Annotated in this window: 21 protein-coding genes and 3 tRNA genes; 14 read left to right on the forward strand and 10 right to left on the reverse strand. The window is 64.1% G+C overall.

Annotated elements, in window-relative coordinates; all coding sequences use genetic code 11:
* The first annotated feature begins 38 nt into the window (after window positions 1-38).
* Window positions 39-1,247, forward strand: a complete 1,209-nt coding sequence (locus tag ACGK9R_RS12765; protein ID WP_394581808.1) for a YbfB/YjiJ family MFS transporter — start codon at window positions 39-41, stop codon at window positions 1,245-1,247.
* A gap of 73 nt (window positions 1,248-1,320) precedes the next feature.
* Entirely contained in the window at window positions 1,321-2,784 is a 1,464-nt protein-coding gene (locus tag ACGK9R_RS12770; protein WP_394581810.1) for a sodium-dependent transporter, read from the forward strand.
* Between the two features lie 6 nt (window positions 2,785-2,790).
* Here the strand turns inward: ACGK9R_RS12770 and ACGK9R_RS12775 are convergent, their stop codons facing one another.
* The 3 genes from ACGK9R_RS12775 to ACGK9R_RS12785 are packed head-to-tail and all read right to left on the reverse strand — an operon-like array spanning window position 2,791 to window position 5,670.
* On the reverse strand, window positions 2,791-3,882 hold the full coding sequence (locus ACGK9R_RS12775; RefSeq protein WP_394581812.1) for a hypothetical protein: 1,092 nt from the start codon (window positions 3,880-3,882) through the stop codon (window positions 2,791-2,793).
* 43 nt (window positions 3,883-3,925) lie between these two features.
* Window positions 3,926-5,230, reverse strand: a complete 1,305-nt coding sequence (locus ACGK9R_RS12780; RefSeq protein ID WP_394581814.1) for a Y-family DNA polymerase — start codon at window positions 5,228-5,230, stop codon at window positions 3,926-3,928.
* On the reverse strand, window positions 5,227-5,670 hold the full coding sequence (locus ACGK9R_RS12785; protein ID WP_394581816.1) for a LexA family protein: 444 nt from the start codon (window positions 5,668-5,670) through the stop codon (window positions 5,227-5,229). The genes ACGK9R_RS12780 and ACGK9R_RS12785 overlap by 4 nt, the downstream gene beginning before the upstream one ends.
* Before the next feature lie 332 nt (window positions 5,671-6,002).
* Here ACGK9R_RS12785 and ACGK9R_RS12790 point away from each other — a divergent pair, with 332 nt between their 5' ends.
* Entirely contained in the window at window positions 6,003-6,881 is an 879-nt protein-coding gene (locus tag ACGK9R_RS12790) for an alpha/beta fold hydrolase (RefSeq protein ID WP_394581817.1), read from the forward strand.
* A gap of 19 nt (window positions 6,882-6,900) precedes the next feature.
* Window positions 6,901-7,935: a patatin-like phospholipase family protein gene (locus ACGK9R_RS12795; protein WP_394581819.1), complete on the forward strand. Its 1,035-nt coding sequence runs from the start codon at window positions 6,901-6,903 to the stop codon at window positions 7,933-7,935.
* Between the two features lie 2 nt (window positions 7,936-7,937).
* Here the strand turns inward: ACGK9R_RS12795 and ACGK9R_RS12800 are convergent, their stop codons facing one another.
* Window positions 7,938-8,504, reverse strand: coding sequence for a Smr/MutS family protein (locus ACGK9R_RS12800; RefSeq protein ID WP_394582034.1), 567 nt, complete (start codon window positions 8,502-8,504; stop codon window positions 7,938-7,940).
* 165 nt (window positions 8,505-8,669) lie between these two features.
* Here ACGK9R_RS12800 and prmB point away from each other — a divergent pair, with 165 nt between their 5' ends.
* From prmB to ACGK9R_RS12835, 7 genes are all read left to right on the forward strand, one after another.
* A complete protein-coding gene (prmB, locus tag ACGK9R_RS12805) occupies window positions 8,670-9,629 on the forward strand; it encodes a 50S ribosomal protein L3 N(5)-glutamine methyltransferase (protein ID WP_394581821.1) in 960 nt (319 codons plus the stop codon).
* 13 nt (window positions 9,630-9,642) lie between these two features.
* Complete coding sequence (gene aroC, locus ACGK9R_RS12810) at window positions 9,643-10,734, forward strand: chorismate synthase (RefSeq protein WP_394581823.1); 1,092 nt, start codon at window positions 9,643-9,645, stop codon at window positions 10,732-10,734.
* 63 nt (window positions 10,735-10,797) lie between these two features.
* Window positions 10,798-11,169 (forward strand): hypothetical protein, encoded by a 372-nt coding sequence (locus ACGK9R_RS12815; RefSeq protein ID WP_394581825.1) that lies wholly within the window; start codon window positions 10,798-10,800, stop codon window positions 11,167-11,169.
* A gap of 238 nt (window positions 11,170-11,407) precedes the next feature.
* Entirely contained in the window at window positions 11,408-11,884 is a 477-nt protein-coding gene (locus ACGK9R_RS12820) for a phasin family protein (protein WP_394581827.1), read from the forward strand.
* A gap of 112 nt (window positions 11,885-11,996) precedes the next feature.
* Window positions 11,997-13,853, forward strand: coding sequence for a class I poly(R)-hydroxyalkanoic acid synthase (gene phaC, locus ACGK9R_RS12825; protein WP_394581829.1), 1,857 nt, complete (start codon window positions 11,997-11,999; stop codon window positions 13,851-13,853).
* Between the two features lie 186 nt (window positions 13,854-14,039).
* Entirely contained in the window at window positions 14,040-14,495 is a 456-nt protein-coding gene (locus ACGK9R_RS12830; RefSeq protein WP_394581831.1) for a copper chaperone PCu(A)C, read from the forward strand.
* Between the two features lie 30 nt (window positions 14,496-14,525).
* Entirely contained in the window at window positions 14,526-15,104 is a 579-nt protein-coding gene (locus ACGK9R_RS12835; protein WP_394581833.1) for an SCO family protein, read from the forward strand.
* An 83-nt stretch (window positions 15,105-15,187) separates the two neighbouring features.
* On the opposite strand, the gene ACGK9R_RS12840 is transcribed toward ACGK9R_RS12835, so the two are convergent.
* The 6 genes from ACGK9R_RS12840 to miaB all read right to left on the reverse strand — a co-directional run bounded on the left by ACGK9R_RS12840 (window position 15,188) and on the right by miaB (window position 21,029).
* Window positions 15,188-15,526, reverse strand: coding sequence for a hypothetical protein (locus ACGK9R_RS12840; protein WP_394581835.1), 339 nt, complete (start codon window positions 15,524-15,526; stop codon window positions 15,188-15,190).
* A gap of 69 nt (window positions 15,527-15,595) precedes the next feature.
* Complete coding sequence (lnt, locus tag ACGK9R_RS12845) at window positions 15,596-17,074, reverse strand: apolipoprotein N-acyltransferase (RefSeq protein WP_394581837.1); 1,479 nt, start codon at window positions 17,072-17,074, stop codon at window positions 15,596-15,598.
* A gap of 31 nt (window positions 17,075-17,105) precedes the next feature.
* Window positions 17,106-17,987, reverse strand: coding sequence for an HlyC/CorC family transporter (locus ACGK9R_RS12850; RefSeq protein ID WP_394581839.1), 882 nt, complete (start codon window positions 17,985-17,987; stop codon window positions 17,106-17,108).
* Between the two features lie 57 nt (window positions 17,988-18,044).
* Entirely contained in the window at window positions 18,045-18,506 is a 462-nt protein-coding gene (ybeY, locus tag ACGK9R_RS12855) for an rRNA maturation RNase YbeY (RefSeq protein ID WP_394581842.1), read from the reverse strand.
* Entirely contained in the window at window positions 18,503-19,582 is a 1,080-nt protein-coding gene (locus tag ACGK9R_RS12860) for a PhoH family protein (protein ID WP_394581844.1), read from the reverse strand. The genes ybeY and ACGK9R_RS12860 overlap by 4 nt, the downstream gene beginning before the upstream one ends.
* An 85-nt stretch (window positions 19,583-19,667) precedes the next feature.
* The gene (gene miaB / locus ACGK9R_RS12865; protein WP_394581846.1) at window positions 19,668-21,029 is read right to left on the reverse strand and encodes a tRNA (N6-isopentenyl adenosine(37)-C2)-methylthiotransferase MiaB; all 1,362 of its coding nucleotides are present in this window, start codon (window positions 21,027-21,029) and stop codon (window positions 19,668-19,670) included.
* Between the two features lie 212 nt (window positions 21,030-21,241).
* Here miaB and ACGK9R_RS12870 point away from each other — a divergent pair.
* The 3 genes from ACGK9R_RS12870 to ACGK9R_RS12880 all read left to right on the forward strand — a co-directional run bounded on the left by ACGK9R_RS12870 (window position 21,242) and on the right by ACGK9R_RS12880 (window position 21,547).
* Window positions 21,242-21,317 (forward strand) — tRNA-Asn (locus tag ACGK9R_RS12870).
* Between the two features lie 49 nt (window positions 21,318-21,366).
* Window positions 21,367-21,442: transfer RNA gene (locus ACGK9R_RS12875), tRNA-Asn, on the forward strand.
* 29 nt (window positions 21,443-21,471) lie between these two features.
* Window positions 21,472-21,547, forward strand: a tRNA-Asn gene (locus ACGK9R_RS12880).
* Window positions 21,548-21,605: the final 58 nt, after the last annotated feature.

Consider the following 21,605-nt stretch of genomic DNA (forward strand, 5'->3'; position numbering starts at 1 on the left):
GGTTCAACAATAATGCATATAAGGTAACGGAGCCGCCCTTGACCGCCTCGATCTCCCTGCAGCGCTATAAGGTGCTGCTCGCCGGTATTTTCAGCCAGCTTCTGTGCGTGGGGGTAGCGCGCTTTGCCTATACGCCGCTTCTGCCGGTGATGCAGGGCGGCGAGCTTTTGAGCGACGCCGAGGGAGGGTGGCTCGCTGCGCTCAACTACGCGGGCTATATGCTGGGCGCGGTGCTGGCGGCGTCGACCGGGAGCCTGGTGCTCAAGGATCGGCTCTACCGCGCGGGGCTGCTGCTGGCGGTGGCGACCACGCTTGGCATGGCATTGACCGACAACGTCTGGCTCTGGGCAGGGCTGCGCTTTGTGGCGGGGCTCTCCAGCAGCGCCTCGATGCTCTTGGCCTCGGGGCTGATTCTGCACTGGCTGATCGCGCACAAGCGCCGCGGCGAGCTGGGTATCCACTTTGCCGGGCTGGGCTTGGGCATCGTGATGGCGGCGTTGGCGGTGGAGCTTTTGCTCTCGCTCGGGGTCGACTGGCGCGGCCAGTGGCTGTGGCTTGCGGCGCTGAGCGCTTTGCTTGCGATCCCCGCCTGGCGCTGGCTGCCGCCACCGGTGCTTGCGGCGGCGGCGGCGCCCGCGCGCCCCGGCGCTACACCACCCGCGAGCGCGACTTTCATGCGCCTGCTGCTACCGGCCTACTTCTGCGCCGGGTACGGCTACGTGGTGAACGCGACCTATCTGGTCGCCATCGTCGAGCGCGAACCCACGCTTGCCGGCATGGGCAACTGGGCGTTCGCGCTGGTGGGGCTTTCGGCGGCGCTGACGGTGATCGTGTGGGATTTGATCGCTCGGCGCGTGGGGTATCTCGGTGCGCTGGGGCTCGCCATGGGCATTCAGGTGGTGGGCATCGCGCTTCTGGTGCTGAGCACGAGCCTGGCCGCGCTGCTGTTGAGCGCCACTCTTTACGGCGGCACGTTTCTGGGCTGTGTGTGTCTGGTGCTGACCATGGCCGGGCGACTCTACCCGGATAACCCGGCGCGCATGATGGGACGCATGACGCTGGCCTACGGCGCGGCGCAAATCGTCGCCCCGGCGCTGACCGGGATACTGGTCGAAACCACCGGGGAGTATCAGGTGGCGCTGTGGCTCGCCGCGGCGCTGGTTGCCCTCGGCGCGGTGCTGCTGCTGGCGCTGCGGCGAGTGGATCATACCGCCAAACGGCTGGACGCCGACGCCCGCGCGCTCTAGGCGCCAAAAGTCCTGGGCTTTTAACGGCAAATCCTCCAGGATAACGCCTTTTTTCGAGGCAAGGGGAGAAGGCATGGCGTCTTCTGATCAACCGCGGGCGCAGTGGCTGGGGCGCTGGGGATTCATGCTCGCCGCCACCGGGTCGGCGGTCGGGCTTGGCAATATCTGGAAATTTCCCTACATGACCGGCGAGTACGGCGGCGGCGCCTTCGTGCTGGTCTATCTGATCTGCATTCTGGCGGTCGGCGTGCCGGTGATGATGGCCGAGATCGCCTTTGGCCGGCGCGGGCGCGGTAGCCCCATCGATGCCTTTCGCCGCATGGCCACGGAGTCCGGCCGCTCGCCGGTGTGGTCGCTTCTGGGCTGGATGTCGATGCTGGCCGGCTTCATGATCCTGTCGTTCTACGTGGTGGTGGCGGGCTGGTCGTTCTCCTACCTGTGGAAGACGCTCAGCGGCGGCCTGAACGCGGGCAGCGTCGAGGCGCTCGCCGCGGTGTTCGATGCCAATAACGCCAGCCCCTGGAATCTGGGGTTCTGGAGCACGCTGGTGACGCTGGCCACCATGGTGATCGTCGGCAAGGGCGTGCAGGAAGGCATCGAGAAGAACGTGCGCTGGATGATGCCGGGATTGGTGCTGATGTTGGTGCTGTTGATCGGCTTTGGCGCATTCTCCGGCGGCTTCGGGGAGGCGTTGGCGTTTCTGTTCTCGTTCAATGCCGGGAGTTTGTCGAGCGCTGGCATGCTCGCCGCGCTCGGCCACGCCTTCTTTACCCTGTCGCTCGCCGCCGGCGCCATTCTGACCTACGGCAGCTACCTGCCCAAAAGTGCCTCGATCGGGCGCACGACGCTTGCCGTGGCGCTGGCGGATACGGTCGTGGCGCTGATGGCCGGGCTGGCGATATTCCCGGTGATCTTTGCCAACGGTATGGACCCGGCGAGCGGGCCGGGGCTGATTTTCATGAGCCTGCCGGTCGCGTTTCAGGCGATGCCGCTGGGCACGCTGTTCGAGGTGCTGTTCTTCGTCATGCTCTCGATGGCTGCGCTCACCTCATCGATTTCGATGGTCGAGGCGACGGTCTCCTGGCTTTGCGATAGCAAGGGCTTTACGCGCCGCTCGGCGGCCTGGAGTACCGGCATCGTGCTGTGGCTGGTCAGCACCGCGGCGATGCTCTCGTTCAACCTCGGCGCGGACTGGACGCTGGCGGGCCGGACCTTCTTCGACTGGCTGGATTACCTGACTTCGCGCTGGATGATGCCGCTGGGGGGCCTTGGCACCGTAATTCTCGCAGGCTTCCTGCTCGATAAGCACGTGATGCGCGATGAGCTGGATCTTTCGCCGACGCTCTACACGCTGTGGCTGTTGATGGCGCGCTACGTCAGCCCCCTGGGGATCCTGGTGATCTTTGCCGACCAACTGGCGCTTTTCACCGTCTCCTTCGCCCAGCACTGGCCCTGGCTTTTGATGATTCTGGTCGCCATGATCGCGGTGGGCGAATTCTTGAGCCCGCGCCTGCGTACGAGCCTGGCGCCACGTTGAGCGGTCTCAGGTGGCGGCCAGCTGCGCGTCGATGAAATCGCGCGAAAGCGGCGTCTGGCAGCGGGCAAATGCCTCCTGCAAAAGTGTTCGCCGCGCGCCGCGGTAGTCGCCGCTCAACAGCACCGCCTGGGTCAGGTACTTCAATAGATCGCCGCGCTCGTCCGCCTCGAGTGCGGCGATTTCGCGTAGCGCTTCGGGCCAGTCGACTTCCAGCGTGTCGGATTGGCCCGGCAGGGTGGCCAGCAGTTTCGATAGCAACAGCACCAGGTTCGGGTGCGGGTGCTGGTTGCGCATGATGGTCTCGCCCACCCCCTGAGCGAGCAGGCGCCGCGTTCGCTTCGGGGCTTGCTCGACGCGCGCCATGATCGCCTCGACTCGGGCAGGCCCGGCGGCGAGCAGGCAGGCCTCCTGTGTGACCCGCGCGGCGATCCAGGCGTTCCACACCGCGTAGAGTGGGGCCATCAGCATGGGCAGAAAGCCGCGCAGCGTCAGCCGCCCGAGCAAGCGGCGCATCACCATGCGCAGTAGAAAGCTGCTCAGGCTGACCTTGAGCCGGTAGAGCATCGCGCGCAGGGTCAGCTGCCAGCCGTGCAGATAAGCGTGAGGGTCGACGCCGTAGATCAGGCTGCCGGGGCTTGGGTACTCCAGCGCCACGCGCGCCGCTCCTTGAACCGTGAGCGCCACCGCCGGTGGCTGGGTAGCCTTTTGGGTGTAATCGAGCCCCGAAAAGTAGGCCATGCGCGCCACGCCGCGCAGCGAATTCCAGTACAGAAAGCCGATCTCGAGCAGCGTCACCACTCCTGCAAACGCCATGTAGCCGGCCCAAAAAGGCAGCTGCTCCTGGAATGAAAGCGCCTGCCAGTCGTCGACCAGCACCTGGCGCATCCACCACTCCGAGCCGCCGATCAGCGTGCCCGAGACGATGCCCGCCAGCGCCGCCCACAGAATGACGAAGCGCCGGCTCTTCTTGAGCGCGGCCGGGTCGGGCTTGGCCAGTGCCGGCTTGCGGGCCAGGCGGCGGGCGATATGGCGACTGGCGAAACGCTGGATGCGATCCGGAGAGGGGGCGAATTCCGTGTCGGGGCGAGTCAGCGGCATGAGGCTCAAAAGGGGTTGGGAGTGGGGTCTCTTAGGGTAGCGGTTACGGTCGATCCTTACACGCCTGGATTGCGCCCGGATGGGTGCCCGCTCTCATCAGCTCGCCCCAGCGGGTGGTGAAGCGGTTGGAGCGATGGGCACAGCGCAGATGCCAGGGCGCCTTTTCCGGCTCGATGCCAAAGCGCACCTTGTTCTGACCCATGCGCCGGTTGATGTCGTCGATGGTGGCCATCAGCGCCGGGTGGTGGCGATGGCGCGGCGGCTGGTGCAGAAGCGAAAGCTGATACTGCTCGGCGTCGACCAGGTCCAGCAGCATGACGCCGGCTTTCATGAAGCGGTGATCCGGGCGGTAGATCTGCTCGAGCCCTTCGCGCACCGCCGCCAGCACCACACGGGTGTCGTCGCTCGGGGCGGGCAGCGGGATCATGGCGTGGGGAAAGTACTGCGGCTGGTCCTGGCGGTGGCGGTTGGTGGCGAGAAAGATCATCACCGCTCGGGTCAGACTTCGCTGCTCGCGCAGCTTTTCGGCGCTGCGCTGGGCGTGGCGGCTCAGCGCGCTGTAAAGATCGGCCCGCGCTCCGGTCGGCGTGCCGAAGGAGCGCGAGGTCATGATGCGTTGGCGCGGCTCGTTTACCGCGTTCATGGAAAGACACGGCGTGCCGCGAAGCTCGAGCGCCGTGCGCGCCAGCACCACGGAGAAGCGCCGACGCAGATCGTGGTGATCGCACTCGCGCAGATCCCAGGCGGTGTGGATGCGCTGCACCGCCAGCCGCTCGGCCAGCCGCCGGCCGATGCCCCACACCTCACCGACCGGAAGCTCTTTCAATAGCGCCGCCGTTTCCCTGGAGGCGGCGTCCAGCAGGCAGACGCCCTGGTAACGCGCGTGCTTCTTGGCGGAGTAATTGGCGAGTTTGGCCAGCGTATGGGTCGGGGCGAGCCCGACGCACACCGGCAGGCCCAGGTGACGGCGAATACGCCGCCGAAGCCAAGCGCCCAGGGCCTGGCAGCGCGCCGGCTCGAGCCCGTCCAGGTAGACGAACATTTCGTCGATGGAGTAGGGCGCCACCGCCGGGCAGGCGTCGCGTAGAAGCTGGCAGAGCCTTGCCGACATGTCGCCGTAAAGCTCGTAGTTGGACGACTTCAGGTGAATGCGCCCCGCGCGGCGCAGCCCCTCGAGCTTGAACGCCGGCACGCCCATGGGAATCTCCATCGCTTTAAGCTCTTGGGAGCGGGCGATGATGCAGCCGTCGTTGTTGCTCATCACCCCGACCGGCAGGCCCTCGAGCTCGGGCTGGAAGACGCGCTCGCAGCTGACGTAGAAGTTGTTGGCGTCGATCAGGCCAATCACGACACGTACTCGTGAATCACCGCGCGCACCACCCCCCACAGCTGGCAGTCGGTGTTTGCCAGCGCCAGCGGCGGGTAGAGCGGGTGAGCGGAGCACAGGTGCGGGCGGCCCTGGTAGAGCGCGTAGCGCTTGATCAACACTTCGCCGTCGAACATCGCCACCAGAATGTGGCCCAGGCGCGGCTCGAGGCTGCGGTCCACCACCAGCAGGTCGTTGTGGAAAATGCCCCAGCCTTCCATGCTGTCGCCGGTCGCCGTCAGGTAGAACGTCTGCGTCGGATTCTTGATCAGCCGCGTATTGAGATCGAGCGTGCGCTGCTCGTAATCCTGGGCCGGCGAGGGAAAGCCGCTAAAGCCGGCGCGGGCGTAGAGCGCGGGAAACGCCAGCGGTTGGAAGGTCAACGGCCAAGCTGTCGCAACGTGGGCGGGTTGAGACGGCATCGTGACGTCCTCTAAAAATCATCAAATAGTGTATGTATGTACAGTATTTGGTGGCGAGGAGAAAATTGCAAGGCGCACGCGGCCTCATGCGTTCAACGGGCGAGCCACAGCCCTACCACGATGGCGCTGATCACGGCGATGAAAAAGACGGTATTGCGAACGCGGGTATCACGGCGAGGTTTCATAACGGTACTCATTGAACGCGGTTTTTTTGAAATCGGGCGCGCAAGGCGGCCCAGGAGTCGGGCCGGGCATGGTACCGTTTACGCGATCAGGCGTCATCCGGCCAGCCGCGCAGGAACGCTCCGCTCCACCCTGATGAGACACCGCTTATGAACGAGGCCGCCCAACCGCTTTCTCTGGCCGGCAACCGCCTGGCTGCGCTTGTCTGGGGGCGCCATGATGCGCCGACCTGGCTTGCCCTGCACGGCTGGCTGGATAACGCGGCAAGCTTTACCCGGCTAGCGCCAAGACTTGCACGCGCGCTCGATGTGCGCATCGTGGCGCTCGATTTTCGCGGCCACGGCCACTCCGACCACGCCCCGGCGGGAACCGACTACGCGCTTTGGGACTACGCGTTTGATGTGCTCGATGCGCTGGACGCGCTTGAAATCGAGCGCGCCACGCTGCTGGCGCACTCGATGGGCGCGGCGGTCAGTTGCCTGCTGGCCGCCGCGCTGCCGGAGCGACTCGAGCGGCTTTTACTGATCGACGGGCTTGGGGCGCTCAACACCGAGGCGAGCCAAAGCGCCGAGCAGCTGCGCAAGGGAATACTGGCGCATCGTCGTGAAAGCAAGCGCACGCCGCGCTACGCGGATATCGAGCGCGCGGTGGCCGCCCGCGTGGCCGGCGGGGTCACGCCGGTCAGCGCGGCCACGATCACGCCGGTGGTCGAGCGCAACACCCGGGCAAGGGCGGCAGGGGATCTCGAAATGCGCACCGACCCGCGGCTGTTGAAGCCGTCGCTGGTGCGCTTTACCCCGGCCCAGGTGCTGGCGCTTCTGGCCGAGATTCAGGCGCCGGTGCTGCTCGTCGAAGGCGAAAGCGGCATTCTGGGCGCGCGCGCCTGGCCGCAGGAAGCCCGCCAACAGGTGCGAAAGCTGACCCGGCGCGTGCTGCCCGGCGGCCACCATTTACATTTGGAGGCGGCGGCCGTCGAGGCGGTCGCCGCTGCGATCGAGGCGTATTGCCAGCGCCCCGGGAACGTATAAACGAACGTCGGAACGTCGAATGAGCCAGTCAACCACACAAGCGTTACGCCCCCTTCATCCCGTAAGTGACGGCCACGGCACGAAGGTCGCGCTGGTGCTCGGCAGCGGCGGCGCCCGCGGCTACGCCCATATCGGCGTGATCGAGGCGCTCGAGGCGCGCGGCTTCGAGATCATCTCGGTCGCCGGCTGCTCCATGGGGGCGTTGATCGGCGGTATCTACGCCTCCGGCAAGCTCTCCGAATACCGCGAGTGGGTCTGCCACCTGGATTATCTGGACGTGCTGAAGCTGGTCGACGTGACCTGGAGCCCGATGGGCGCGATGCGCGCGAGCAAGGTGATGAGCAAGCTCGAAGCCCTGATCGGCGATACGTTGATCGAGGATCTGCCGATTCCGGTGACTACCGTGGCCACGGATCTCGTGCGCCAGCGCGAGGTCTGGTTTCAGCGCGGCCCGCTTTTGCGCGCCATTCGCGCCTCGATCGCCGTGCCCGGGGTCATCACGCCGGTGCACTTGGGCGACCAGGTGCTGGTCGACGGCGGGCTGTTGAACCCGCTGCCGGTGATGCCCACCCTCTCCGCCCACGAGGCGGACCTGGTGGTCGCGGTCAACGTCACCGCCCAGAGCCCGCAGCCCGTCAGCCTCGAAGAGCTTCTGCCCGTCGATGAGCAGGATGAGCGAACCCGCCAGGAGCGCGACCGTGACGCCCACTTGGGCGGCTGGATGGACGGCGTGCGCGCGGCGACCAAGCGCCTGTGGAGCGGCCTCGGCGCCCAGGCCGACGAGCAGGACGAACAGGAGAGCGTCGAGGCGCGCGGGCAGCGCGAGTGGGGCAAGCTCGACATGATTCTGGAGTCCTTCGATATCACCCAGGCCGCGCTTGCCAAGTACAAGGTGGCGGGCTACCCGCCGGACGTGCTGATCGAAGTGCCGAAAACGGTGTGCAGCACCTACGAGTTCCACCGCGCCCGGGATCTGATTCGCCTGGGACGCCACCTGGCCGACGAAGCGCTCGAGCGGCGCATGCCGAGTGTGGCCTCTGACGCGACCGAGTAACCCTAGCGGCCGCGCTTTTGCAGCAGTACGTAGACCGCGCCGGTGCCGCCATCGGCGTCCACCGCCGAGCAGAACGCCAGCACCCCCGGCCACTCTCGAAGCCAGGCGTTGGTATGGCTTTTCAATACCGGAAAATCCGCCGTCGCCCCCCAGGCCTTGCCGTGGACCACCAGCACGCACTGAAGGCGCTCGGCGGCGGCATCGGTCAGAAAGCTCTCGAGCTCGATGCGCGCCTCTTCCAGGGTGTAGCCGTGAAGGTCGAGCCCCGCCTGCCAGGGCGTTTGCCCACGCTTTAGCTGGCTGAAGGTGCGGTAGGGCAGATCTACCACGCTGAACTCGAGATACTCCGACGGGCGCACCGCCTCGACCCGGCCATCGGAGGTACGCCCGGTCGCCTGCACGGTATCGCGGGTGACCGCCGCCTGGCGGCGCGCGGCCTGGGCGTCGCGCTCGGGTTTGGGCTTGCCCGGATCCGCCTGGTTGTGCGCGATACGGCGCACGCCAGCCTGTTCGAGCGCCTGGCGAAAGGCGCTGATCTCTTCATCGGGGGCGGGGCGGCGGCGCGACATGAGGCTCTCACAGGCTGACAGGGTGGGCCGCCCGCTGGCGGCGGCGTGAAAGCGCACAGTATAGCGGGCCTGGCGGCGCTGTGAACCGGGCGGCGTCGAAGGTACAATCATTTCCCGACGTTCAACCCACGCGATGCCGCCGCGCTCGTAAGCCCTGGAGCCTTTGTGACCACGCACCTCAATGCCGAGACCTCCCCCTCAACGCTTGGCCTGCCGGAATCGGCGCTGGCAAGCGATTTGATTACGCTGCGCGACTACCTGCGCTGGGCGACCAGCGAGTTTTACGTGGCGGGGCTTCACTACGGTCACGGCACCGACTCGCCTTGGGATGAAGCGGTAGCGCTGTGCCTGGGCGCGCTGCACCTGCCCTGGAACGTCGACCCGGGCGTGCAGGATGCACGGCTTCTGCCGGTGGAGCGTCAGCGCATCATCGAACTGGTGCGCCGGCGGATCACTACTCGCGCGCCGCTGCCGTATCTGCTGGGCGAGGCGTTCTTCGCCGGTTTTCCGTTTGACGTCGACGAGCGCGTACTGATTCCGCGCTCGCCGATCGCCGAGCTGATTCTCGACGGCTTCGGCGCCTGGTTCGATCATGAACCACCGGCGCACGTGCTCGATCTCTGCACTGGCTCCGGCTGTATCGGTATCGCCACCGCGCTGTCGCTGCCGACCTGCCACGTAACGCTTTCGGATCTGAGCTTGGATGCGCTGGCGGTAGCGAAACAGAACATCACCCGCCACGACGTCGGCGACCGGGTACGCGCGGTCGAGTCCGACGTCTTCGATGGCCTCGAAGGCCAGCGCTTCGATCTGATCGTCTCCAACCCGCCCTACGTCGACGCCCGCGATCTCGCCACCATGCCTGCGGAGTATCGCCACGAGCCTTCGCTTGCACTCGGCGCAGGCAGCGACGGGCTGGATATCGTGCGCCGTATCCTGCGCGAGGCGCGGGATCACCTGACCGACGACGGCTGGCTGATCGTCGAGGTCGGCAACTCCGATCGCCACGTCGAGGCGGCCTTCCCCGAGGTCGGCTTCGTGTGGCTTGAATTCGAGCACGGCGGCCAGGGCGTCTTTGCCATCAGCGCCGCGGAACTCGACGCCCACGCGGCGTCTTTTGCGTAAGGAAAAAGCCTCCATGTCTGGCAATACGTTTGGCAAACTCTTCAGCGTGACCACCTTTGGCGAGAGCCACGGCGTGGCGCTCGGCGCCATCGTCGACGGCTGCCCGCCAGGAATCGAGATCAGCGAGCAGGAGCTGCAGGTCGAACTCGACCGCCGCCGCCCGGGCAGCTCGCGCCACACCACCCAGCGCAAGGAAGCCGACGAGGTCCGAATTCTCTCCGGCGTGTTCGAGGGCAAGACCACCGGTACCTCGATTGGCCTTCTGATCGAGAACACCGACCAGCGCTCGAAGGACTACTCCAAAATCAAGGACCAGTTCCGCCCGGCCCACGCCGACTACACCTACCACCACAAGTACGGCCACCGCGACTACCGCGGCGGCGGGCGCTCCAGCGCCCGGGAAACCGCCATGCGCGTCGCCGCCGGCGCCATCGCCAGGAAGGTGCTCGCCGCCCAGGGCATTCAGGTGCGCGGCTACATGAGCCAGCTCGGCCCCATTAAAATCGACTTCAAGGGTTGGGAGAGCGTCGAACAGAACGCCTTTTTCTGCCCGGACCCGGCGCGGGTCGCCGAGCTCGAGGCCTACATGGATCAGCTGCGCCGCGACCAGGACTCGATCGGTGCCGAAATCACCGTGATCGCCGACGGCGTACCGGTGGGCCTTGGCGAGCCGGTGTTCGACCGGCTCGATGCCGAGCTCGCCCACGCCCTGATGAGTATCAACGCGGTGAAGGGCATCGAGATCGGGGCAGGCTTTCAAAGCGTCACTCAGCGCGGCAGCGAACACCGCGATGAGCTGACGCCGGAAGGCTTTCTCTCCAACCAGGCCGGCGGCATCCTCGGCGGAATTTCGAGCGGCCAGCCGATCGTTGCGCGCATCGCGCTCAAGCCGACTTCCAGCATCACCACGCCGGGGCGCTCGATCGACGTGCACGGCGCGCCGGTCGAGGTGATCACCAAGGGGCGCCACGACCCCTGCGTCGGCATTCGCGCCACGCCCATCGCCGAGGCGATGATGGCGATTACGCTGCTCGATCACTTTCTGCGCCATCGTGGCCAGAACGGCGATGTCTCGGTGAGCACGCCAAGGCTCGGCCAGCGCTGAAACGCGCTGCTACACTCGAAAACAGGATGCCAGGATCAACGACCACCAACAGGGGAGTCGGCCATGAAAATCAACGTCGAGTTCGATCTGACGCCGGAAGAGTTTCGCCAGTCGCTGGGGCTGCCCGATGTCGAGGCCTTTCAGCAGCATCTATTGGACAATATTCAGCGACAAATGGAGTCCGGCGTGGAGGGCTACGACCCGATGAGCCTGATGCGCCCGTTTTTGCAGCAGCCGATGATGCAGCAGGGGCTTTCTCAAGGGCTTGCGCACTTCGGCACCTACCAGCAGATGATGCTCGATATGCTCAAGCAGGCGGGCAGCATGGGCAAAAGCGACGCCTCGAAAACCACCGCCGAGCCCGAGCCGGCGGCGAGTGACGCAGCGCCCAAAAAGCGTGCCAGCGCCTCGTCGCGCTCGCGCGCCAAGGGGTAGCGGCGTTGCCAAGCGCTCGGGCGCTCACTACGCTTTTGGTAGCGCCTGACGCGCTTTTTGCGGTACAACGGTGAAGCGGCGCTTTTCTTGGAAAACGGGGCGGTGGGCTGAGCGGTGAACGTCAAGGGCAGGCACGCGTTTCGCGCAGCATGACCTGTAACAAGAATAGCGATAATGGAGCGAGGTACGCTGAGACGTGGGACCAAGCGGCCTCATTGCCTTTAAAGGAGACAGGACCATGCAGGATAAAATGTTCGATACGTTCAACAACCAGACCCGCCAGATGTTCGAGCCGATGCGCAAGATGAACTCGCTGATGCTCGACAACATGGAAAAGCTGACCCACTACCAGCTCGAAGCGATGCAGCGCTACAGCCAGATGGGCACCGACCGCCTGCGCCAGGCGACCGACGTCAAGGATGCAGAGAGCCTGCGCGATTTCGGCACTCAGCAGGCCGAAATGATGAAAAAGCTGGCCGAGCAGATGCAGGAAGACGCCCGCACCATGAGCGAGATGGGCGTTGAGTTCAAATCCGAAATGGAAAAACTCTTCAGCGAAACCGGTCGCCAGATGAGCGAGCAGGCCAGCGCCGCCGGCCAGCAGATGCGTGACCAAGCCAACGCCGCGGGCAACCAGATGCGCGAGCAGGCCAACGCCGCCACCCAGGGTAACCAAAGCGGCCAGGCCAGCAGCCAGTCCACGCGTAAAAAATAAACGCTGATGCAACGGCGCCTTCGGGCGCCGTTTTTTTTAATCAGCGGGGTGGTCCCGGCACGTGCGCCGGGTGCGGGAACATTGCCAGTGCTTGCGAAAGGGGGAGGGGAGTATGCAGTCAGCGTGGAACGTGCCGCCGGAGGGTTTGAGCCCGCAGGAGATGACCGCTTGGAAGGCCGCGCTCGACCGTGTCGGCGAGCAGTATCAGGCTTTGATGGAGGAGCTTCTGGGCAAAATGGCGCCCAGCGAAGCCGCCGACTCGGTTTACAGCGACATGCGCCAAAGCTTCGAGACCGCCGCCCAGGCGCTGGTCAATAACCCGACGCTGGTGTGGGAAACCCAGACGCGGCTGATGCAGGATCAATGGCTTTTGTGGCAGCAGGGCATGCGCAGCCTCGCCGGTGAGGCGGTCACGCCGCTGATCCAGCCCGCCAAAAGCGATCGCCGCTTCAAGGACGAGGCCTGGACCAGCGAGCCGTTCTACCTTGCCCTGATGCAGCAATACCTGCTGTTTTCGCAATCCGTCGACGAGCTGATCACGAGCCTCGACGGGCTCGAGGGCAACAGCAAGCGCAACCTGACCTTCTACGCCCGCCAGCTGGTCAGCGCCATGTCGCCGTCGAACTTCATCTCCACCAACCCGGAAGTGGTGCGGCGCACGCTGGAAACCAAAGGCCAGAACCTGGTCGACGGGCTCTCAAGGCTGCGCGAGGACCTCGCCAACTCCGCCGAAGGCATCAACGTGCGCATGACCGACCGCCAGGCGTTCGGTATCGGCGATAACATCGCCGTCACGCCAGGGGCGGTGGTGTATGAAAACGAGCTGATGCAGCTGATCCAGTACACGCCCACTACCGAGACGGTGTTCAAGACGCCGCTTCTGATCGTGCCGCCCTGGATCAACAAGTACTACATTCTCGATCTGCGCGAGGACAACTCGCTGGTCAAGTGGCTCGTCGATCAGGGCCATTCGGTGTTTCTAATCTCCTGGCGCAACCCCGGCCCCGAGCAGCACGACATCACCTGGGCGGACTACATGCAGATGGGGGTGATCGGCGCCATGGAGGCGATCGAAAAAGCCTGCGGCGAGAAGTCGGTGAACCTGATGAGCTACTGCGTGGGCGGCACGCTCATCGCCTCGACGGTGGCGTACCTGACCAGCACCCGGCGCGCGCGCAAGGTCAAATCCGTCACCTACATGGCCACGCTTCAGGATTTTCGCGATCCCGGCGACATCGGCGTATTCCTGAGCGAGAGCGTGGTGCAGGGCATCGAGCGCTCGATGCAGCTCAAGGGCTACCTGGATGGGCGCTCCATGGCCTACACCTTCAATCTGCTGCGCGAAAACGACCTGTTCTGGTCGTTTTTCGTCAACAACTACTTGAAAGGTGACGTGCCCGCCGCCTTCGATCTGCTCTACTGGAACACCGACGGTACCAACCTGCCCGCGGCGACCCACGGCTGGTACCTGCGCCATATGTACCTGGAAAACCGGCTGGTCGAGCCCGGCGGTATCGAGCTCGACGGCGTCAAAATCGACCTTGCCAAGGTCTCCACGCCGAGCTACTTCGTTTCGACGAAGGAGGACCATATCGCCAAGTGGAACAGCACCTATTACGGGGCGCTTTTGCCCAAGGGGCCGGTCACCTTCGTGCTGGGCGGCTCCGGTCATATTGCCGGCATCGTCAATCCGCCGCACAAGAACAAGTACGGCTACTGGACCAACGAGGCGCTGCCCGCCACGCCAGAAAAGTGGCTTGAGGGCGCCAAGGCCCAGGAAGGCTCCTGGTGGCCGCACTGGCAGGCGTGGATGACCCAAAACGGCTACGCGGACACGCAAAAAAAGGTGGCCGCCAGAACGCCGGGCAGCGGTGCGCTCAGCGTGATCGAAGACGCCCCGGGGCGCTACGTGCGCCAGAGTATTCCGGAGGTGTTGGGCGAGGCGCTCAAGGGAGCGTCATCCGAGTAAATCCTTGCCCCTCCAGAGGCCCGGCGCTGCCGGGCTTTTTTCATGGGCGCGTTCAGCGGACAAATTGTCGCATCGTGCTGGCAGTGGCTTAAAAGAGCGCTAAGGTAGGCAGCATGAAAGCGCCTTCGGCGCTGCCGATTTCGGCCCCTATGCTTTTTGGAGTCACATGCTTTTCGGAGTCACGCCATGCTGAATGCACTGTCCAATGCCCGTCGTCACGTCATGCCGACCCTCCTTGGTGCCGCCATGCTGCTGGGGGCTGCCAGCGCCCAGGCAAGCGATATCAATGTTTCCAACGCGCGCCTGAGCCTGCTGCCCGGCGACACCCCCGGCGCCGGTTACTTCGAAATCGAGAACGCCGGTGACGCGACGATCACACTGACCGGCGCCGACACCGATGCCTTCGAAAGCGTCGAGATGCATGAAAGCATGGAGCAGGACGGCATGGCGCACATGCACGGCGTCGAGAGCGTCGATATCGCGCCCGGCGAGACGTTCAGCTTCGCCCCGCGCGGCCACCACCTGATGTTCATGGAGCGCGTCGAGGCGCTGGACGTTGGCGATGATGTCGAGGTGACGCTCGAGTTCGATGGCGAGACGCTTCCGGTGACCTTCGAGGTGGTGTCGCCCACTTCGCTCTAACGCGCTCAGATGGCTGTGAGAATACCGAGTATGCAAAAAGTCGTTTGGCCGCTGCTGGCCGTGGCCCTGTTGGCCGGGTGCAGCGGCGAAGAGTTTCGCACCACCGATATCGAAGAGATCATGCCGCCGCTGGCGTTTTCGCTGACCAACGACGACGGTGAACCCGCCCAGGCCGAGGATTACCGGGGCAAGACTACGCTGGTCTACTTCGGTTACACCCAGTGTCCGGACGTTTGCCCGCTGACGCTGGCGCGCTTTGCCTCGATCTTCAACGAGCTTTCCGAGGCCGAGCGCGACGACGTTCAGATGCTGCTGATCTCGGTGGACCCGAACCGCGACACGCCGGAGGTACTCAAGCGCTACACCGACGCCTTCGGGCCCGAGTTCACCGGCCTGACCGGCGACAGGGAAGAGATCGACGCGCTGACCAACCGCTACCGCATCGCCTACAGCTTCGAAGAGCCCAACGAGCGCGGTGACTACATCGTCAATCATTCCAGCGCCGTGTTTGCCTTCAACGAAGAGGGCGAGCCGCGCTTTCTGGTACGCGACCCCCACTCGGACCAGGACGTGCTCGCCGATCTGCGTAGCGTGATCGACGAAAGCTGAGGCGCCTTGCGTCCGACAAAAAAAGCGCCTCAAAAAAGGCGCTTTTTTCGTTTTTCATTTGCAAAGCGGCAAGCGCCAATGCATCAGCAGACCGACGACAATCCACAGTTGGACGTATACGCGCGGGAGTTGACGTCCAGCACCAGCCGGCGGTTGGTGGTGTCGTAGAAAAACGAGGCGAGGCCCTTGTCGGAGTCGGCGGTCTGATAAAGCCCGCACACGCCGTAGCCGTACTGAACTTCCTGGAGCTGGGAAAGCTCCACGCTGGAAGACGTGCCGAGCTCGGCGGCAATCGCCTGTTGAATGTCGCTATCCATCTGGTTGGCGGACAGCGCCTGGTGACCGAAAATGGCCGCCCCAACCACCGCCGTAAAGGCGAGCGGGGCGGCGACCAGCAGTAGGAAAGGGCGAGATGTCGTCATGGCTTCATTATGCCAGCGGCCCAGGGAGCGTCAAGCGCTCCGACTGGTCCACAATGCCGCACCCCGGCGCTACAAGAGCGTCTTGCCGGATGAGCGTTTTCTGATCACGCCGGCCACGCTGAAAAGCGCCGCCAGCAGCCAGGCCGGCCAGCTGCCCAGTCGGGTGAAGGGCGTCTGGCCCTGCATGGCATGAAACTCGCCGAGTAACGTTGCTGCCTCGAACTGCGGGGCGCGCTCGAGTACGCGGCCCTGGGCGTCGATGATGGCAGTGATGCCATTGCTCGTGGCGCGCAGCACATAGCGGCCGTTTTCCAGCGCCCGCAGGCGCGCCATTTGCAGGTGCTGGTGCGGGCCGATCGAGGCGCCGAACCAGGTGTCATTGGACACCGTGACGATCACATCGCTCTCTACCGCGCGGCTGGCGACCAGCTGTGGATAAATGATTTCGTAACAGATGGCGTTACCGATGCGTAGCCCGCTCGCCTGCATTGGCGCCTGAACCGTGTCGCCCTTGGTAAAGCTCGACATGGGCAGATCGAAAAAGTCGATCGCCCCGCGCAGCACGCTCTCCAGCGGCAGGTACTCGCCAAAGGGCACCAGGTGCTCCTTCTGGTAGCTGCCGCTAACGTCGCCTACGCCAATCACGCTGTTGAAGTAGCGGTTCTGCTCGTCGAGCTGGACGATCCCGGTCAGAAGCGCCGTCTCCGGTGACAGCGTGGTCTGGATGCGCTCGAGCACCGGCCGCGCCTGGTACTCGAACATCGGCACCGCGGTTTCCGGCCAGATGATCAGATCGACGTCGTCCGGCACCTGGCGGGTCAGCTCGCTGTAGATGTTGGCGGCGGCGCGCTGGCCCTCTGGCGTCCACTTGATCAGCTGGGAAAGATTGCCCTGCAAAAGCGCCACGCGGGTCGGGTCGGCGGCGGGCGTGGTCCACTGATTCGGCAGGGCCAGCGGCACCAGCCAGATCGCCGCCAGCGGTAGCGCCGCCCAGAAGCGCCGGCGCAGCACACACACGCCGAGCGTGCCGCTAAGCGCGACCAGCAGTGATAGAAGGTACACCCCACCCAGCGGCGCAAAGCGAGCCAGAGGCGAGTCGACGAAGCCCGACCCCAGCAGAAGCCAGGGAAAGCCGGTGAAGAGGTAAGTACGCAGTACCTCGCCGAGCACCCAGAGGCCGGCAAAGCTTAAAAACGTCAGGCGGTGGCCCAGAAAGCGGCGAAACAGCCAGAACGGCAGCGCGTAGAAAAGCGCCAGCGCCACCACGAACAGCGCGGTGAGAAACACCGCCAGCGGCACGCCGGTGTAGCCGTAGTCGTGAATCGAAACGTACACCCAGGAGGCGCCGGTCGCAAATAGCGCCACGCCATACGCCCAGCCCTTGAGCGCGGCCTGGCGCGGCGTGAGCTGGTTCAAGCCGGCAAACAGCAGGCCCACGGCGACCGGCCCGAGCCACCAGAGGCCGAAGGGCGATGCCGTCAACGTAGTGAAGCCACCGGCGACGAGCGCGGCGAGCAGTTGAAGCGCGAAAGGGGACATCCATCCCATAGTGAAATCCTGTGAGCGAAAGAGGCCGGGGCTAGTCGATGTTCGCCGTGCCGGCGCTATCGCTGTCGTCCGGATGGGCTTCGAGCAGACGGATGCGCCGGTTGTCGGCGTTCAGCACGGTGAAGCGCCAGCCGCCGAAGCTGGTGTACTCGCCGCGCCCGGGCAGGTGGCCGAACTGCTGCATGACCAGCCCGCCCACGGTGTCGAACTCGTCGTCGGAGAAATCGGTGTCGAAGCGCTCGTTGAAGTCCTCGATCGGAGTGAGCGCGCGAATGGCGTAGTGACCATTGTCGAGGCGGCGGATGGCATCCTCTTCATCGGTATCGTGCTCGTCCTCGATGTCGCCGACGATCTGCTCGAGGATATCCTCGATGGTGACGATGCCCGCGGTGCCGCCGTACTCGTCGACCACGATCGCCATGTGGTTGTGGGTATCGCGAAACTCCTTGAGCAGGCTGTTGAGCCGCTTGGATTCGGGAATGAACATCGCCGGGCGCAGCACGTCCTCGAGCACGAAGGCGTCGCGGCGCTCCTGAGGCTGGGAAAGCAGCGGCAAAAGATCCTTGACCAGCAGGATGCCCTTGACGTCGTCGAGGTTTTCACCGATGACCGGGTAGCGCGAGTGCCCGGTTTCCTGAATCAGGGGCAGGTAGCCATCGCTGGTTTGATCAATAGTGATCGCCGAGACCTGGGAGCGGGGAATGAGGATTTCGCGAACCTGCTGGTCGCTGATTTCGAGCGCGCCTTCGATGATCATGATGGCGTCCTGGTCGAGCTTGAGCTTTCCGGCGGTGTGGCGCAGAAAAGTGAGCAGCTCGTCGCGGGAGCTGGGCTCATCGGAGTCGCCGGTGAGGGCGCCGAAGAGTTTCTCGAGCCAGGATTTCTGATTCGTGCTCGATGAATCGTCGCTCATTGCGTCAAATCTCTTGGTTACGGGCGAAGGGTGAAACGGTGTCGGTAGTGAAACGCGCTATACGCGATACGGGTCGGCGATATCAAGACGTGCCAGCAAAGTGCGCTCCAACGCCTCCATCTGTTCGGCCTCGTCATCGTCGATGTGATCATACCCCATCAAATGCAGCGTGCCGTGGATCACCATGTGCGCGTAGTGATCACTGAGCGATTTTTGCTGCTCGCGGGCCTCGGCGTCGACCACTGCGTGGCAGATGACCAGATCCCCTAAAAGTGGAAGCTCGATGCCCGGCGGCGCCTCGAAGGGAAACGACAGCACGTTGGTCGGCTTGTCCTTGCCGCGGTAGTCGCGGTTGAGCGCCTGGCTCTCACTCTCTTCGACGAAGCGAATGGTCAGCTCGTGGCGTGAATCCTCCGGGTGCTCGGAAAACACACAGCCCACCCAGTGGGTGAGCTGTGAAAGCGTGGGAAGATCATCGGCGCTGACCGCCACTTGGCGGTCGATGACGATATCGGTCATCGTTCGCCGTCCCAGCGTGGGGCGCTGTCGCGGGCGGCCAGGCGCGCTTCGCGCTCCTGCTTTCGCGCTTTGCGCTCGGCGCGCTCCTCGGCTTCCTGCTGGGACTCGAAGGCGTCATAGGCTTCGATGATGCGCTGAACCAGCGGGTGGCGCACCACGTCCTTGGCGGCGAAGTGGGTCACGCCGATGCCAGGGGTGTCCTTCAGTACGTCCAGCACCTGGATGAGCCCCGAGCGCTGGCCCTTGGGCAGGTCGACTTGGGTCACGTCGCCGGTGATCACCGCGGTAGAGCCGAAACCGATCCGGGTCAGGAACATTTTCATCTGCTCCGGCGTGGTGTTCTGGCTCTCGTCGAGAATGATGTAGGCGTTGTTGAGCGTGCGCCCGCGCATGTAGGCCAAAGGCGCAATCTCGATCACCTGACGCTCGATCAGCTTGGCGACCTGCTCGAAGCCGATCATCTCGTACAGCGCGTCATACAGCGGGCGCAGGTAAGGGTCGATCTTCTGGGCCAGATCACCGGGCAGAAAGCCGAGCTTTTCGCCGGCTTCGACGGCCGGGCGCACGAGCAGGATACGACGTACTTCCTGCTGGTTGAGCGCCTCGACCGCCGCGGCCACGGCAAGGTAGGTCTTGCCGGTACCCGCCGGCCCGATACCGAAGTTGATGTCGTGCTCGCGGATGCTGGTGACGTAGCGCTGCTGATTCAGGCCGCGCGGTTTGATCATGGTGCGCGGGGTGCGCATGATCACTTCGCCTTCTTCACCCTCTTCGTCCTCGTCGAGCGCTTCAAGCCCCGACTCCTGCAAGAACAGGTGCACGGTATCCGGCGTGAGTTCGCTGGCTGCGGCTTCGCGGTAGAGGTGCTCCAGCACGTTCGAGGCGGCCTTGATCCGGTTGGCCGCCCCGGCCAGCTGGAAGATATTGCCGCGGTTTCGAAGCGTGACGTCCAGCCGGTCTTCGATCAGTTTCAGGTGCTCGTCGCGCTGACCGCAAAGGCTCGCCAGCCGCTGCGGATCGTTGGGTTCAAGACTCAAGGTGATGATACGGTTGGCCTGAGAGGATGGCTGGCTCAAAAGTGGTGGACCCGTTCGTTGATGTGTGTAACTCAGAGCTTAATGCCCAGGCGGGGCCTGGGCAATTACCTGGGCTAAATCGGGCTCAATAGCGCTCGGGAGAGGCGAGTTCGCCGCGCAGCGAATTGGGCAGCGCTTCGGTGATCTCGACATCGACGAAGTAGCCGATCAGCTCGGTGGGGTTGGCGGCGCGGAAGTTGACCACGCGGTTGTTTTCGGTACGCCCGGAGAGCTGACCCGGGTCCTTCGGCGAGAAGCCGGTGACCAGAATGCGCTGGGTGGAACCCACCATGCGCCGGCTGATTCCGGCGGCCTGCTGCAGAATACGATCCTGCAGAATCTTCAGGCGCTGCTTCTTGGTAGACTCCGGCGTGTCATCCTCGAGACCAGACGCCGGCGTGCCCGGGCGCGCCGAGTAGACGAAGCTGAAGGAGTGGTCGAAGCCGATGCGATGGATCAGATCCATCGTATCCTCGAAGTCCTGCTCGGTTTCGCCGGGAAAGCCAATGATGAAGTCCGAGGAGAAGCTGATGTCCGGACGGTTGGCGCGGATGCGCTCCATCTTGGCGATATACTCTTCGCGGGTGTGGCCGCGCTTCATCGCCGAAAGAATCGCGTTGGATCCGGACTGCACCGGCAGGTGCAGGTGGCTGACCAGCTCCGGAATCTCGGCATAGGCCTCGACCAGGCTCTCGGTGAACTCCACCGGGTGGGAGGTGGTGAAGCGCACCCGGTCGATGCCTTCCACCGCCGCCACGCAGGCGATCAGCTCGGCAAGATCGATCTCCTCGCCAAGCTGGTTGTCGCCACGGTAGGCGTTGACGTTCTGGCCCAATAGGTTGATTTCGCGCACGCCCTGATCGGCCAGGTGAATGACTTCGTCCATCACCGCTTCAAAAGGCCGCGAGACCTCCTCACCGCGGGTGTAGGGCACCACGCAGAAGGTGCAGTACTTCGAGCAGCCTTCCATGATCGAAACAAATGCCGTGGCACCGTCGGAGGAGGGCTTGGGCAGGTGGTCGAACTTCTCGATCTCCGGGAAGGTGACGTCTACCGCGGCGATCATGTTGCCGCCAGAGGCGGCCGCACCACTGCGCGCATCCATCATCGCCGGAATGCGGTGCAGGGTTTGCGGGCCGAACACCATGTCGACGTGGGGCGCGCGCTTTCTCAGCGCCTCGCCTTCCTGGCTTGCCACGCAGCCGCCAACCCCGATCACCAGATCCGGGTTGGCGTCCTTGAGCTTTTTCCAGCGGCCCAGCTGATGGAACACCTTCTCCTGGGCTTTCTCGCGAATGGAGCAGGTGTTCAGCAGGATTACATCGGCTTCTTTCTCGTCGTCGGTGAGCTCCATCTGATGGGACTCGCCGAGCAGATCCGCCATACGAGAAGAGTCGTATTCGTTCATCTGGCAGCCGTGCGTTTTGATGAAGAGCTTCTTCGCCATCGGTACCTGTCGTCTATGAGTCGTCTGGGACGAAAATGAATGAAATATCGGTCGGTTAGCGCGCGCCGGACAATGGGTGCCAATTGGCGTTCGCTCGATGCCGTAAAGTAGGGCCATTATACGGATACAACAAACCAGCGGCTAGCGCTGGCGGTAATCGAGACTTGACCCGAGCGTTTTCATGAGTATACTACGCACCGTGTTTGAGCAGTTCCTCGATAGCTCAGTTGGTAGAGCAAATGACTGTTAATCATTGGGTCGCAGGTTCGAGTCCTGCTCGAGGAGCCAACATCTGGCTCGCCTCAAACGCCTTAGCAATAGCGGTAGCATAGACAGTTCCTCGATAGCTCAGTTGGTAGAGCAAATGACTGTTAATCATTGGGTCACAGGTTCGAGTCCTGTTCGAGGAGCCAACCGCCGCTAAGCACCGATTTAAAGATGTTCCCCGATAGCTCAGTTGGTAGAGCAAATGACTGTTAATCATTGGGTCACAGGTTCGAGTCCTGTTCGGGGAGCCAATTACGTCGCTATATGACGGCCTTCCGGTTTTACCCTCTCTTTTTGTTCACTCCATGT

Source organism: Halomonas sp. HNIBRBA4712, from assembly GCF_043558675.1.
Lineage (GTDB): Bacteria > Pseudomonadota > Gammaproteobacteria > Pseudomonadales > Halomonadaceae > Vreelandella.